This is a genomic window from Sphaerochaeta pleomorpha str. Grapes (genome assembly GCF_000236685.1).
In the GTDB taxonomy this organism is placed as follows: Bacteria; Spirochaetota; Spirochaetia; order Sphaerochaetales; family Sphaerochaetaceae; genus Sphaerochaeta; species Sphaerochaeta pleomorpha.
Window position 1 is genome coordinate 2,130,049 of sequence record NC_016633.1, and the last position, 13,615, is coordinate 2,143,663.

Annotated in this window: 12 protein-coding genes; 6 read left to right on the forward strand and 6 right to left on the reverse strand. The window is 46.7% G+C overall.

Translation table 11 applies throughout. The features are described from left to right. The first annotated feature begins 17 nt into the window (after window positions 1–17). The gene (locus tag SPIGRAPES_RS09610; RefSeq protein WP_014270567.1) at window positions 18–962 is read left to right on the forward strand and encodes a LysO family transporter; all 945 of its coding nucleotides are present in this window, start codon (window positions 18–20) and stop codon (window positions 960–962) included. On the opposite strand, the gene SPIGRAPES_RS09615 is transcribed toward SPIGRAPES_RS09610, so the two are convergent. Next, window positions 959–1,402: a hypothetical protein gene (locus SPIGRAPES_RS09615; protein ID WP_014270568.1), complete on the reverse strand. Its 444-nt coding sequence runs from the start codon at window positions 1,400–1,402 to the stop codon at window positions 959–961. The two genes, SPIGRAPES_RS09610 and SPIGRAPES_RS09615, sit on opposite strands and share 4 nt — an antisense overlap. An 18-nt stretch (window positions 1,403–1,420) precedes the next feature. Here SPIGRAPES_RS09615 and SPIGRAPES_RS09620 point away from each other — a divergent pair, with 18 nt between their 5' ends. Both SPIGRAPES_RS09620 and SPIGRAPES_RS09625 read left to right on the forward strand, forming a co-directional pair. Then, window positions 1,421–2,125, forward strand: coding sequence for a M48 family metallopeptidase (locus tag SPIGRAPES_RS09620; protein ID WP_014270569.1), 705 nt, complete (start codon window positions 1,421–1,423; stop codon window positions 2,123–2,125). A gap of 90 nt (window positions 2,126–2,215) precedes the next feature. Further along, complete coding sequence (locus SPIGRAPES_RS09625) at window positions 2,216–3,427, forward strand: FprA family A-type flavoprotein (RefSeq protein ID WP_014270570.1); 1,212 nt, start codon at window positions 2,216–2,218, stop codon at window positions 3,425–3,427. Here SPIGRAPES_RS09625 and SPIGRAPES_RS09630 read toward each other — a convergent pair. Genes SPIGRAPES_RS09630 through SPIGRAPES_RS09650 form a run of 5 tightly spaced genes read right to left on the reverse strand, consistent with a single transcriptional unit; the run spans window position 3,406 to window position 10,092 of the window. Beyond that, the gene (locus SPIGRAPES_RS09630; RefSeq protein WP_014270571.1) at window positions 3,406–4,146 is read right to left on the reverse strand and encodes a gamma-glutamyl-gamma-aminobutyrate hydrolase family protein; all 741 of its coding nucleotides are present in this window, start codon (window positions 4,144–4,146) and stop codon (window positions 3,406–3,408) included. The two genes, SPIGRAPES_RS09625 and SPIGRAPES_RS09630, sit on opposite strands and share 22 nt — an antisense overlap. Continuing rightward, window positions 4,143–5,588 (reverse strand): aminoacyl-histidine dipeptidase, encoded by a 1,446-nt coding sequence (locus SPIGRAPES_RS09635; protein WP_014270572.1) that lies wholly within the window; start codon window positions 5,586–5,588, stop codon window positions 4,143–4,145. Before SPIGRAPES_RS09635 ends, SPIGRAPES_RS09630 begins: the two co-directional genes overlap by 4 nt. A 32-nt stretch (window positions 5,589–5,620) precedes the next feature. Continuing rightward, window positions 5,621–6,805, reverse strand: a complete 1,185-nt coding sequence (gene nagA / locus SPIGRAPES_RS09640; RefSeq protein WP_014270573.1) for an N-acetylglucosamine-6-phosphate deacetylase — start codon at window positions 6,803–6,805, stop codon at window positions 5,621–5,623. Between the two features lie 42 nt (window positions 6,806–6,847). Next, window positions 6,848–8,221, reverse strand: coding sequence for an MATE family efflux transporter (locus SPIGRAPES_RS09645; RefSeq protein WP_014270574.1), 1,374 nt, complete (start codon window positions 8,219–8,221; stop codon window positions 6,848–6,850). Continuing rightward, a complete protein-coding gene (locus SPIGRAPES_RS09650; protein ID WP_014270575.1) occupies window positions 8,218–10,092 on the reverse strand; it encodes a YgiQ family radical SAM protein in 1,875 nt (624 codons plus the stop codon). The genes SPIGRAPES_RS09645 and SPIGRAPES_RS09650 overlap by 4 nt, the downstream gene beginning before the upstream one ends. Window positions 10,093–10,157: 65 nt before the next feature. On the opposite strand from SPIGRAPES_RS09650, the gene SPIGRAPES_RS09655 reads away from it, so the two are divergent. The 3 genes from SPIGRAPES_RS09655 to SPIGRAPES_RS09665 all read left to right on the forward strand — a co-directional run bounded on the left by SPIGRAPES_RS09655 (window position 10,158) and on the right by SPIGRAPES_RS09665 (window position 13,586). Beyond that, a complete protein-coding gene (locus SPIGRAPES_RS09655; protein WP_014270576.1) occupies window positions 10,158–11,090 on the forward strand; it encodes a diacylglycerol/lipid kinase family protein in 933 nt (310 codons plus the stop codon). A 274-nt stretch (window positions 11,091–11,364) separates the two neighbouring features. After that, window positions 11,365–12,789 carry an MGH1-like glycoside hydrolase domain-containing protein gene (locus SPIGRAPES_RS09660; protein ID WP_014270577.1) on the forward strand — a complete coding sequence of 475 codons (1,425 nt, stop codon included), beginning with the start codon at window positions 11,365–11,367 and terminating at the stop codon, window positions 12,787–12,789. Between the two features lie 5 nt (window positions 12,790–12,794). Beyond that, window positions 12,795–13,586, forward strand: coding sequence for a TerB family tellurite resistance protein (locus SPIGRAPES_RS09665; protein WP_041384591.1), 792 nt, complete (start codon window positions 12,795–12,797; stop codon window positions 13,584–13,586). The last annotated feature ends 29 nt before the right edge of the window (window positions 13,587–13,615 follow it).

Sequence of the window (13,615 nt, forward strand, 5' to 3'; positions counted from 1 at the left end):
CTGTACATTTTCATCTTATGGACACTCTTATATATCTGGGAAAACTTGCAGCTGCCCTTGTTGGGGGTATGTTGCTAGCCCGTCATGTTGTAAGTCGGAAATTTTCCCGCCAGGCTTCAATAGCCCAGTCTTTTTTTGTCTGGACCTTGCTTTTCTTTATGGGTGTTAACACCGGAAGCATTGAGGGGATTCTTTCAAAGTTGGGTTCAATCGGTTTCTCTGCCTTGGCCTGTACGGTTTTTGGCATCCTTGGGACCGTTATCCTTTCGTTGGGAGCCTCCCGGCTTTTCAACAGAGGGAGTCAGAAACTAACAATCGCCATAGCCCCCCGGAAAGAGGGAAGCCTCTTGCGAAAGTTTTGGGACATCTTCAAGGAACCACTTTTTCTTGTTGGTATCGTACTCTCAGGAATGGTGTTGCGTCTCACGACACCTCTGTTTTCCTGGTTTGAATCTTCTTTTGTCTCCTACCTGTTATATGCAATGCTCGCCTGTGTCGGGATGGGGCTGGTTTATCAGAACATCAGTCTCAAAGGGATGGTATCGGATAAAAAGCTGTTGCTTTTGCCTTTGTTTACCATAGCAGGCTCTTACCTTGGCTCTTTGCTGGTTCCCTTGGTGACAACGTTTACCATAAAAGAATCTATGGGGATTGTTAGTGGCTTCGGATGGTACTCCCTTTCCGGGATAATGATCACGGATTTGGGGTATCCTGTATTAGGTTCCGTTTCCTTTGTGAGCAATTTGCTGAGGGAAAGCTTTGCCTTCTTTCTCATTCCATTCTTCGGGAGACTTGGCAAACAATATTACTATCCGGCAGTATGTACCGCAGGGGCTACAAGCATGGATGTTACCCTTCCCCTTCTTTCTTCCCGCTTTGGTTCTGTTACGGTTGTGGGTAGTATCTACCATGGGGTGGTCATGAGCCTTGTCTCCCCGTTATTGATCCCGTTGTTCTTCTAGACGGCCCAAATCACCTGTACGATAACCTCCAAAAGGTTTTCCTTGATCATCCTGATATAGATCGTGGAACAGCCGTCGCAAGCCTGTCTCTCTAATAGAGGCTGCAGTTCCTCTTCAATCTGTTCAGCTGTCGGGGTAAAGGGAAGCTGTACGAAATTATAGTCACCGGGCTCAATAGCCCAATCCTTTTTTCTTTCGGGAATGGTCTTACCCTGTTCTATAGCTAGTTTGGTTACTTCGTCAGGGGGATCCTGATGTCCTGAGAAAAGGACAGTCAATACCGATGACAGGGCAATGCAGGCTTCTGAACCAATTGCTGATCTGTCGATTCTCTCAAGCATGGTTCCATATGCCTGGAAAAGAGTCTTTGCATTCTCCGAATCGAGAATATATGGCATCTCCTGGAATAAATGGAGTATCATTGGTGTATTGTTTTCCATGGGAGTAACTGTAGCAAAATGAAAAGCATAGGTAAAGTACAAGCGGTTACTTACACGCTCTTTCGACAGCGTAACTGCAAGAATGTCACCATACGGGTACTATCCGATGGTTCGGTTAGGGTCTCTGCTCCCTTGAGTGTCTCTATTAGGTCGGTTGAACGGGTTATTGAGAAAAACTATGGAAAACTGGTGGCAACCGTTGCAAAGCAGCAGGAACTGGGTCGGCTGTATGCCCAAACCTGGGAGAATGGGGATCAATTCCTTTTTTGGGGGAAACTATGTCCTCTCTCCCTGATACCTTCTATTGAAGATTCTGCTGATTATGAAAACGATACCTTCAAGATACGATTCATCGGTGATAAGCCAGAGAAAGAAGAAATCCGAAAAATTATCAAGGAAATGTACAGGTCCTATGCACAGGCCAGAATAGGGGTGCATGTTTTTCGCTGGTCGGAAATCCTCTCCCTCCCGCTCCCCCCTTTCAAGGTGCGGGACAGCAGGAAGCGATGGGGTAGTTGCTCAGCCAAAGGGACTTTGAGCTTTTCCCTTCGAGCCGCTGCACTGGATGAAGGCGACTTGTCCTACCTCGTGCTCCATGAGATGGCGCATCTGGTTCATTTTGACCACGGAAAAAAATTCCATGCTTTTCTTTCTGAAAATATGCCAGATTGGAAAGCCCGCCAGAAACATATGTTTTCTATCCAGAGACAGTCTGAACTCTGAACAGAGAGGCTCTTTTCGAAGTCTTGTTACTGTAGGATACATTCACATTGGTTGGTATTTCGTGTATCTTTGCTATGAGGAGAAGATGATATGAAACCTGATAAGCTTACAAACGGAGTATACCGTGTTTCGGCAAAAATCGGAACAAGAGACCTGTTTGAAGGTATTTGGCCTATTCCCAATGGTGTCATGCTTAATACCTATATCGTGCAGGGAACAGAAAAAACAGCCCTGATAGACTTGGTCAAAGACTGGGATGGAGCCCTCAAAGCTGTAGATGAACAACTGTCTGACCTTAAACTTAACGACTCAGGCGTTGATTATCTGATAATAAACCACATGGAGCCCGATCATACAGGGGCAATGAATGCTTTTGTCAGCAAATATCCGAATGCAGAAATTCTCTGTTCCGAGAAGGCTGTTCCCCTGATTAAGAGTTTTTATAAAATTGAAAAAAACGTTCGCTCTGTCAAGGACGGGGAGACCGTGGACCTTGGTGGCAAGACCTTGAAATTCATAATGACACCGAACATCCATTGGCCCGAAACCATGATGACTTGCGCAGAGGAAGACCAGATTCTCTTCAGTTGCGACGCTTTTGGTTCCTTCGGTCGGTACGAGAAGTGTTTCGATGACGAATTGACGGAAGAAGAAAAAGTGTTGATCCTTGGGGAAACCGAACGGTATTATGCCAACATCGTATCCTCCTTTTCCTCGTTCGTGATACGGGGGATTGCCAAACTCGCAGAATGTCCTCTTACTATGGTTGCCCCAAGCCATGGGGTTGTCTGGAGAAAAGAACCCCAAAAGATTGTTGACTGGTACCTTCGGCTTGCCAAGTACAGCCAAGGTCCACGTGAAAAGGAAGTTACCCTTGTCTGGTCAAGCATGTACGGTAATACCGCAGCGCTTGTCCCTTCCCTAGTGGCAGGGCTCGAGAGTGAGAATGTTTTGGTCCATGTCATAGAGATCCCCAAGGTTCATGAATCCTTCGTACTGGAAAAAGCCTGGAGATCGGAAGGTCTGATAGTGGGGATGCCTACGTATGAATATAAGATGTTCCCCCCCATGTACCATGTTTTGGATATTCTCGAAAGAAGCCATGTTACCGGTCGCAAGACCATACGCTTCGGTTCTTTCGGCTGGTCAGGCGGGGCACAGAAGCAATTCTCGGAATTTGTAGAATCGATGAAACTCGATGTAATCGGATGTGTGGAATATCAGGGGGCCCCATCTGAGGAAGATAAGCAGAAAGCCTATGAAATGGCAAAATCGCTTGCTCAGGCAGTCCTGCTTGCATAGACGAAGGCCGAGAAAAGCGGAAGCATTTTTTCGGATGCCATCATCATTGCCTCAGGGTGCCACTGGACCCCTACACACCAGCTTTTGCAACTAGCCTCAATGGCTTCTATTCCACCGTCCTTTGTAAGGGCGGTGGTTTTTAGTCCTGGTCCCAAATCATGTATTTGTTGGTGGTGGAGGCTATTTACCTGCAAGTCCTTACACTTGAAAATGGAGGCTAACAGAGAATCCTCAGCCAGGGTGACTTGATGGCAGCCCTTTGTAGCGTTCTCGTAATGGTTGTGAAGAAACCCGTTTTCAGTGCGTAAGGTGAAGTCCTGGTACAGCGTCCCCCCGAAACATACATTAATCATCTGGGAACCCTTGCAAATACCCAAAACAGGTTTTTGCCTTGCAAGGGCCCTTTTTAGCAAGGCCAGCTGGAAGCCATCGGTTGTATTGTCGGAAAGGCCACATAGCCCATGCCTCGGTTCGTGATAGAATGCTGGGTCGATATCAGAGCCTCCGGGCAACAGCAGGCCGTCGCAAAGGTCTAGGAGGCTATCTAGTTGGGTTTGCGTTGCCTCTGAGAGAACAGGGAGCAAAATCGGGATAGAACCTGCCTTTACCAACGAAGACGTATAGGCCTCGTTGGTAAAATCGCGGTTCCATCCTATAAATGGGGAGTTTGCAGGGCAGGCGGCAAGGGTCCCTGCAATCCCTATCACCACACTTCTCATTCTATGATGGAAAGGAGATGACGGGTAAAACCACAGATTCTCTCTACAGAGGAGACTGAGATTTTTTCCTTTACCGAGTGCACATCAAACATATCGGGACCAAAGGAAACGGAATCCATCCCAGGTACCTGGCTATTGATAATCCCACATTCAAGTCCTGCGTGTATGGCAGTGATAACAGGTTTTTTCTTGGCATATTCCTCATAGGCCTTTGCACAGAAGGCAGTCAGTTTTGAGGATGGGTTCGGAGTCCAGGAAGGATATGCCCCTTCATAGGAAACCGTAGCACCACAGGACCGCAAAGCCTCTCCCATCCTGTGCGCAACATCATCGCGTGCGGAAAGGACAGAGGAACGGTGACTTGATATTACCGAGAAGATACCGTTTTGGAATCTGAGTATTGCGAGGTTCGAAGAGGTCTCCACGACGCCAGGAATAGTGAAACTCATTGCATCGACCCCATGGGGGGCAATATACAGGCTCCTTATAAATGCTTCACTTTGGGAAGCGTTTGCCGCCTGTTTCGGAAGGGGTGCCTCCACAAATTCCAGTTTGATACCTGGGTCGCTGATCCCAAATTCAAGGGAAAGTTCCTTCCCAGTTTTTTCAACGATAGCAGCAATGGCTGGAGCGTCTGCTACAGGTGCTGCAAAAGAGATGGTACAGGTTGAAGGGATAACATTTCGTTTTGTGCCTCCCTCTGCAGAGAACAGCATCTTGGTCTGTACTTGGACCAGCGCCCTGGCTACTGCTTTGATTGCGTTGGCCCGCTGCTTATGGATTTCTCCTCCGCTGTGTCCACCGAGCATTCCCTTTGAGGTGAGGGAGAACGCTTGGTATCCTGACGGGATGTCTTCCAGCACTGAGGGAAGTTGCGCCCTGACTTCAAGACCCCCTGCGCAGCCGATATACAAAACACCTTCTTCTTCACTGTCGAGGTTTAACAACAGGCGGCTTTTGATGGTTTCCTTTTCAATGCCGAAGGCCCCGGTCAACCCGGTCTCTTCGCTTACCGTGAAAATGGCTTCGAGTGGACCATGTTTGCATTCAGGGTCGGATAGTATATCCAAGGCTATGGCTATGGCAATTCCGTTATCGCCTCCAAGGGTAGTGTCCTTCGCGTGGAGAAAATCCCCGGTAAGAACAAGCTCGATAGGATCGGTAAGGAAATTATGCCTGCTCTCCTGTGTCTTTACACAAACCATATCCATATGGCCCTGTAGCGCAACGGAAGGACGGTTTTCAAAACCCTTTGAGGCAGATTTGCGGATAATGACATTTCCTGTTTTATCAGTGATTGCCTCAAGTGAATACTTTTTTGCAAAAGCGAGCAGGTACTGGCGGACACCATCTTCATTGCCTGATTCACGGGGAATCTGGGAAAGTTCATAGAAATAGTTCCAGACTTGCTCTGGTTTGAGAGCCTTGATAGCAGAATCCATTTTATTTACTCCTAAATGCTTGTTTGTGACTTTCAGGCAAAGCGGTCCCTGATTAGATCCCCGTTGATGAAAAGGCCTTTCATCTGCAGGTTCTGGTCAAGGATTACGATATCGGCCTGGTATCCGGGGACCAGCAAGCCTTGCTTGTTGAATGAGTAGATCCGGGCAGGATTGCTTGAAGACATCTGTACCGCTTGCTGCAACGGCACTTCCCAGTTTACAACATTTTTAACTCCCTGGAGCATCGTCAATGCAGATCCAAGGAAAAGATCCGGGTTGTTGGCGCTGACAAAGGCTCCCTCGGCGTTGAGTACGCAGGGGACTCCGTCGGCCGTGAGGGTTCCTGTGCGTTGTTTGGTCGGTTTGAGAGAGTCGGTAACCATGACTATATTGTCAGAGGGTTTTTCCCTCAGTAATAGCTTTACCAACTCAGGGTGGACATGTACGCCATCACAAATAATTTCACATTGCATGTCTCTCTGGATGAGGATGGCGCCTACTGTTCCTGGGTTTCTCTGGTGCAACCGGCTCATGGCATTGAAGAAATGTGTAGAGTGGAAAATGCCACATTGCATCCCTTCCATGATATTCTCATAAGTAGCATCTGTGTGTCCGGCAAGCAAGACTATATTTTCCCGTCTTGCAAGTAAGGCAAGCTCACGCATTTTCTTTAATTCTGGGGCGACAGTCATGCAGATGACCTTGCCCTCGCCGGCTTTGATCAATTGGTTGAAAATATCGATATTGACAGGCTGTACGCCTGCAGGGTTCTGGGCTCCGAGACGGATGGGGGAGATGAAGGGGCCTTCAATGTTCACCCCCATGATCTTTGCCCCTTTTTCACTTCCCATCGCAGCAACGATTGCCTTTATGCTGGCAATCATACGTTCGAGTTTATCGGTATAGACTGTTGGCATGAAGGCCGTCACACCGAAATCGGCAAGGCGTTCGCTCATTCCCAAAATTGATTCCGGGTCACAGTCTTCCGTGCCATATCCACCAATCCCATGTATATGGGAATCAATGAAACCGGGCATGATATAGCTGCCGGCGACATCAATCATTGTGGTTTCAGGAGGGAAATGCTTTTCTTCCAGCCGGCGCATGTTGAAAATATCACCGATAGTACCGTCTTCTTTAATATAAAGCGCACAATCCTTCAGTTTGGCATAACCGGTTACCAAGGTTCCATTTGTAAGAACAGTCCGAGTATTCATTGGATACCTTCCTTTATAGTAGAATATACGTGCATATACAGCCTAGGTCAATGAAGGTTTTTCCGTCAGGTCGTGAATCCATTTTCCTGCACGTACACGCGAAAGGCCGATAATTATCTTTACAACTTCTTCCATTCCAAGTAATAAGTATAGATTCCATATGGAAAGATGCAGTACCATGGAGCCAATAAAGGCAAGGGGGACCCCAACACACCAGACTCCAAACATTTCAGCGAACATGGAGAACTTTGTGTCTCCCCCCGCTCTAAGGATGCCCACGATTACCGACATGTTTATGCTCTTGATAGGTAATAGCAAAGCATTGGCATAAAGGCAGTAAAGTGCCATGGTTTTGACAGAGCTTCCGATGTTGAACAACCGGGTGAAAGGAAGGGCCAGCTGAGATTCCAGGAGCCCGGAGAGAACCCCGGTAGCAAGTGCAATGAGTATGAACCGTTTTGCATACAATCTGGCAAGGTCTTCTTCCTTTTCCCCTATCTTGATCCCGATCATAATCACTGTTGCATTGCTTATGCCCATCATAGCTACAAAGAAAAGGCTTGCTATCGATTCCGTTACATTGACTGCGGCGATAGCCTCGACCCCCATTTTGCTGTAGGCGATTTTGTAGGCAATCATTCCAAGTGCCCAGAAAAGCTCATTGAGGATAACTGGGGTACACGTAGGGACAACTCGAAGGATGAACTGCTTTTTCCAACGGAAGGCATTTCTCGATTGGATAGAAACGGTTGGATACTTATGATAGATGAAATAGAGGAGAAGCACTATTTCCAGAATCCTGCTGAAAGATGTTGCAAGTGCAGCCCCTGCTACACCCATACGGGGGAACGGCCCTATGCCGAAGATCAAAAGGTAGTTACCCAGTGCATTGACCGCAAGGGAAACAACTGCAACGGCAAGTGGGGTCTTTGCTTTTCCTATTACCCTAAGGGCTGTACCGAAAATCTGGCTTATAGATGAGGCTATGTAACTGAAGGCCACAATCCGTAAATACGTAGAACCTATGGAAACCACTGCCTCGTCATACGTAAAGACATGCATAATCGACCTCGGGATTGCAAATGAGGCAATCGAGAACAATAAAGCCCCTGTAGCTGCAATAGAGATAGACAATCCGAGGACTTTCTGTATCCCATCCAGATTCTTGGCTCCCCAGTACTGGGATAGGAATATGGATGATCCACTGGTGATCCCGAAGAAAAAAAGGCTGATGAGGAAAAACATCTGGTTTGCCAAGCCCACTGCTGCGATTGACGCTTCCCCGAGCTGTCCTATCATAAGTGTATCTACAAAAGAAAGAGAATTTGAAAGCAGGTTCTGTATGACAACAGGAATTGCTATGGCAAATGTTTTCAGGAGAAACTCTTTTCTACTGTCAGCTATCTTGGTTGTCATCTCTTGTACCTGTTTTGCAGCAATAGCCTTGAAACATCTGTTCTTCCTGCTTTCTGCAATGCTTCCATCACGAGCGTCCTGTTTTCTGGTTTGTTGAATTGCAGAAGGGCTCGTTGCAGGTGTCTTTCCCTCCCCTTGGGAATATATATGGCACAGAGGTTTTTCCCAGGCCTGGGATCAATGCCAGTATAGTACATACAGGTCGAGATAGTTCCAGGGGTCGGGTAAAATTCCTGGACCTGGTCAGGAATGAATCCTTTTTTCTGCATATACAGGGCAAGGGTAATGGCACTGTCCAGGGTGCTTCCAGGATGGGCAGCTATGAAATAGGGAATTAGGTACTGTTTCTTACCGGCAGCCTTGTTGGTTGCTTCATATGCCTCGCAGAACTTGTCATAGAGCTCGACGGTAGGTTTTCCCATGGCATCGAGTACCTCGGGGTCTACATGCTCCGGGGCTACTTTGAGTTGTCCGCTTATATTGTTCTTGACCAGATGGTCCATGAATTTGCTTCTTGTAGGTTCCTGGCATACTTCCATGAGATAGTCGTATCGGATTCCCGAACGGATGAAGACTTTCTTTACTCCGGGTACCGCTTCTATGGCCTTTAGGATATCCAGATATCGACCGTGATAATCCTTGAGGTTGCTACAGGGGTTGGGCCAAAGGCATTCTTTCTGGGGGCAGGGGCCGAAGGTTTCCTGCTTGTCGCAGGCGAGTCCCTGGAAGTTTGCGGTAGGCCCTCCCAAGTCATGGATATATCCTTTGAAAGCAGGATGCCTGCTCATTTTTTCAGCCTCTTTGACCAAGGATTCCTTGCTACGGACCTGAATCATTCGTCCCTGGTGGCTGGTTATGGCACAGAATGAACAGGCTCCGAAACAGCCCCTGTTGCTAGTGAGGGAAAACTGTACTTCAGTCAGGGCCGGGATGCCCCCGGCCTTGCTGTAATCGGGATGGGCGTCGAGTGTATAAGGAAAAGAGTAAATCTCATCGAATTCTTTCTGTGTCAAAGGGCGAGGAGGGGGATTCTGCACTACAAAACGATCCATGCAACGTTGAACCAACCGTTCTGGATGCATGGGATTTTCATGCAGGAATTTTGTCTGGAACGCCTGTGCATAAGCTTTTTTCCCTGCTTCCGTAGGGGTGTTTGATGTTTTATCGCGATCGCTTACTTCTTCATAGGTAGGCAACGTGATAATCGGGTATTGGTTTTCCAATTCCGAAAGGCCTTTTTGGGAGGTTGCAAATACAGTTCCCCTGATATCGGTCATTTCCTTGATTGATTGACCTTCATTGAGTCTGTTTGCGATTTCTACTGTCTGTAGTTCTCCCATGCCGAAAATGAGCAGGTCAGCCTTAGCATCGAGGATAATCGGTTTACGGACTGTGTCGGACCAGAAGTCGTAATGGCTCATTCTTCGCAATGATGATTCCAATCCTCCAATGATAATTGGAGTCTCTTTCCCATATGCCTGCCTTGCCCTCGCCGAATAGGTCAAGGTTGCATGGTCGGGTCTGAACCCTGCTTTTCCCCCAGGACTGTATTCGTCTTTGCTACGGATTTTTCCATTCGCAGTATAATGGGAGACCATACTGTCGATATTCCCCCCGCTTATCATGGCACAGAGCCGGGGCTTTCCCATTTTTAGAAAGTCATCGGTTGTGTTCCATCTAGGTTGTGATATAATCCCTACTCGATAACCTTTGTCTTCTAATAGACGTGCCAAAAGAGCAGTTCCGAACGACGGATGGTCAACGTAGGCATCGGCCGAAATAAAGGCGATGTCCAGCTGTTCCCAACCACGGATATGCATGTCTTCCAGGGAAGTGGGGAGAAAAGAATTTCTTGATTGAAGCGTATTCACAACCCCATGATAGGCTATTGCTACCTGGGTGTAAATAGGTTAATTTTTATGGCAAGGAGCTGGTAATGCCCAAAGCAAAACTCTTGATAATACTAAATCCCCATGCCGCTAAGGGAAAAGCCAAAGACCATCAGCAAGAGATAGTCGACTGCTTTTCACAAGGTGGGTATGACTGTTCTTTTGAGCTCACGGAAAAGATGCATGATGCAACAAAACTTGCCTATGACGCAGCCCTTTCAGGACATGATATCGTTGTGGCAGCGGGAGGGGACGGTACCGTTAACGAGGTAGCCGATGGATTGCTCAGGGCCGTATCTGAAAAAGGGGTTGCCTGTCCCGCTATGGGGATTATTCCTATCGGTAGGGGAAATGACTTTGCCTGGGCCTTGGGTATTCCTCTCTCGATTCCCAAAGCCTGCCAGATCATCCTGGATGGAAAAACCCGGCTAATCGATACTGGTCTTTCCCTCGGGGGCCTGTATCCCGAAGGAAGGTATTTTGTAAATGGCGAAGGAATGGGATTCGAGCCTCTGGTCAATTTCATTGCAAGTGAATTCAAGCATGTCTCAGGGACTCTCAGTTATGTATTTGCCCTGATACGAATCCTGATTCATTACCCCAAGCCCTTTCATGTGCGGATGACCATTGATGGGAAGGAAACCGTTTTGGACACCCAGCAGGTGAGCATCTGCAATGGCAGGCGAATGGGCTCTGCATTTATCATGGGTCCCGATGCAATTCTTGATGACGGTTTTTTCGATATCGTGTATGCCAACCAACCCATTAAAAGCAGCCGTCTGGTTCCTATAGCATTAAAATTTTTCAAGGGAACCCAGGTGAAACTTCCCTCTTTCAGTGTTGTCAGGGGAAAAAAGATCAGCTTGGTCTGTGAAAACCAACCCATGCCAGTCCATGTTGATGGGGAGGAGATTTCCAAAGGCTGCATGTCTTTTTCAGCAGAATTGCTTCCCGGTAGTCTTTCTGTGTTTGTTTTGTAGGTTCTCTCAAAAGATTTGATTTGAAAACGGATTGTCAATTTTAAAAAGTGTTGATTTTCATATTTTATTAATCTTTCCTTTTGGCAAACAATTAGCTATTATGTAAATGATTAATTGAGATAAACGAGAAAGCAAATTCTTGTTTTTAAGAAATAGACCATTCATTCTGATGATGTAAATCCGATTGACTTCTAGTAAAAGAGAGTATATTCTAGAAAATGCGCGTCTTATGTAGTTTTTACAGTTTTGACCTAAGATAGTAAGGAGTCTCCACTTGATTAAGGATTTGGTACCGTTCGTACATTTTTATGACCAGGATTTTGTCGATATGTACGACAGGTCATGGGTATGGATTGACGAACTTTGGAAACAAGGGACTGAAGACAATGGGTTCTCTGGCTCCTATCTGTCATACCCAGGACAGACCACATTCAACCAGTATTTATCATGCTTTTCCGCATTGTTTCTTGTATATAGCAATTTGAACAATTCCCCGTTCCCTTTGCTGGATTATTTTTACCAGAAACAGGAAGCAAACGGGGCGATACGTGGTGAGTATTCCATTGAAAATGGAAAACCGGTTTTTTCAGCTTCCAATCCGGAAGGTGTTTTCCCACCGTTGTTTGCGTATGTAGAATATGGATTTTATCATAAAGTCGGCAATAAGAAGAGATTAAAAGAGATTGTCCCCGTCCTGGAGAAATATTTTTCCTGGGTCCAGGCTACTTTCCAAAAATCCAATGGATTGTTCTCTGTTCCTGTTTCTGCCTGCCAGAGCGGGAATATACCAAGGGATCATGTCTATTATCCCCTTGATTTCAACGCCCAGCTTGCAGTGAATGCTTTATATATGTCAGCAATTGGCGACATCCTAAACGATAAAGAATTGAGTTTCAGGTATAAGAGAATCTACTTCTCCCTCAAGACAAGGATCAACTCACTTATGTGGGATAATGAATCCAAGTTTTATTATGACCTGGATATCAAGGAAAATCGTGTACATAACAAGTTCATCGGAGCCTATTGGACCTTGCTTGCCGAGATCCCCAATGATGAAAGGGCTGCCTCGATGATTGAATACCTCCATGACCCTGAAGAATTCGGGACAGACAATCCCTTCCCAGGGGTGCCTGTATCCTCACCTGCTTTCAGTGAAGGTGGTAATGGATTCTGCGGAGGTGTCCTCCCTGTAAATACGTTTATTGTTATCAAAGGGTTGGAACGCTACAATGAATTTGTCTTTGCCCGGGAATGTGCCATTCGCCATATGTATTACCTGCTTGATACCCTGCATCCCGATGCCGATACCATAGGTGATGTATGGGAAGCCTATCTTCCAAACAAGGAAGGCTTTGCAACTACTACGGAAATCGAAGGATTCCCGCGCAGGCGTTTGATGCCTTATGCCGGTTTGGTTACCATAACCCTGATGATAGAAAATATTATCGGGTTGGATATTTCCTTGCCCCGCAAGACGGTTAACTGGACCATGCCTTCCCTGGAAGCCATGGGGATAGAGAACCTGTCGCTAAAACGAAACATGATTACCATTCTCAGCAACAAAACCGAACGTGGTTGGGAAATCCGTCTAGAGTCTGAAAAACTCTACTATTTTACAATTGAGATCCTTGCAGAGAATAAGAAGAAGACCCTCCCGATTCCTTCCGGTAAATGCTCGATGCTCATCGATAAGCTGTAATCCGTATGGCATGGTTTGGTAAACTCTTCGGAGGAACCCTGGGGTTCATGTTCGGTGGACCCCTTGGGATGATTGCAGGTATTGCCTTTGGTCATATGTTCGACAAGGCCGGTGAATATCCCGGTGGTGCCCAGCAACAGGGGAATCCTTTCCAGGACCGCGCACCTTCTTTCTATTCAACCCAAGATCAGTCACAGATGCTATTTTTCGTAGGTGCTTTTTCCATGCTTGCCCGAATTGCTTCGGTCGATGGAAAGGTTACCGGAAGTGAACAGCAAAAAGTCGAGGAGTTTATCCGAAGGGATCTCAACCTCGGGCAGCGGGAACATGATGCTGCCTTGCGTGTCTTTGATGCCGCCTTGACCGGTGGGGGGACTTTCGACCAGTTTGCCGCCCAGTTCTATGAAAACTTTTCCCATGCCCCGAATATTCTTCAGTTGATGATTGATATCTTTTATCGTGTGGCAGCCGCTGATGGGAATGTCAATAAAGCCGAAGAGGATATGATTCGCAAGGGTGCAACTATTTTCCATATTCCTTCTTATTTTGTAGATTCCCTCTGCCGTAAGTATGGCGGATGTTCCATTTCGGAACATGCCTATGCGGTTCTCAATATTTCCACTACTGCTACCGATGAAGAAGTGAAGAAAGCCTATCGTAAAATGAGTATTGAATTTCATCCGGATACCTTGGCAACCAAGGGTATGGGTGAAGAGTTCCTTATTCATGCAACCGCAAAATTCAGGGAAATCCAGGAAGCATACGAGGAAATCAAGAAAGAACGCGGGATTAAATGAACGCACCCTATAAAGAGAAAAAAGGACTC

What these genes read in the sequence shown, in the direction of transcription:
- SPIGRAPES_RS09620 (WP_014270569.1), top strand. Translation starts at nt 1,421, where the DNA reads ATGAAAAGCATAGGTAAAGTACAAGCGGTTACTTACACGCTCTTTCGA.
- nagA (WP_014270573.1), bottom strand. Translation starts at nt 6,805, where the DNA reads ATGAATACTCGGACTGTTCTTACAAATGGAACCTTGGTAACCGGTTAT.
- SPIGRAPES_RS09610 (WP_014270567.1), top strand. Translation starts at nt 18, where the DNA reads ATGGACACTCTTATATATCTGGGAAAACTTGCAGCTGCCCTTGTTGGG.
- SPIGRAPES_RS09635 (WP_014270572.1), bottom strand. Translation starts at nt 5,588, where the DNA reads ATGGATTCTGCTATCAAGGCTCTCAAACCAGAGCAAGTCTGGAACTAT.
- SPIGRAPES_RS09625 (WP_014270570.1), top strand. Translation starts at nt 2,216, where the DNA reads ATGAAACCTGATAAGCTTACAAACGGAGTATACCGTGTTTCGGCAAAA.
- SPIGRAPES_RS09615 (WP_014270568.1), bottom strand. Translation starts at nt 1,402, where the DNA reads ATGGAAAACAATACACCAATGATACTCCATTTATTCCAGGAGATGCCA.
- SPIGRAPES_RS09630 (WP_014270571.1), bottom strand. Translation starts at nt 4,146, where the DNA reads ATGAGAAGTGTGGTGATAGGGATTGCAGGGACCCTTGCCGCCTGCCCT.
- SPIGRAPES_RS09655 (WP_014270576.1), top strand. Translation starts at nt 10,158, where the DNA reads ATGCCCAAAGCAAAACTCTTGATAATACTAAATCCCCATGCCGCTAAG.
- SPIGRAPES_RS09665 (WP_041384591.1), top strand. Translation starts at nt 12,795, where the DNA reads ATGGCATGGTTTGGTAAACTCTTCGGAGGAACCCTGGGGTTCATGTTC.
- SPIGRAPES_RS09645 (WP_014270574.1), bottom strand. Translation starts at nt 8,221, where the DNA reads ATGACAACCAAGATAGCTGACAGTAGAAAAGAGTTTCTCCTGAAAACA.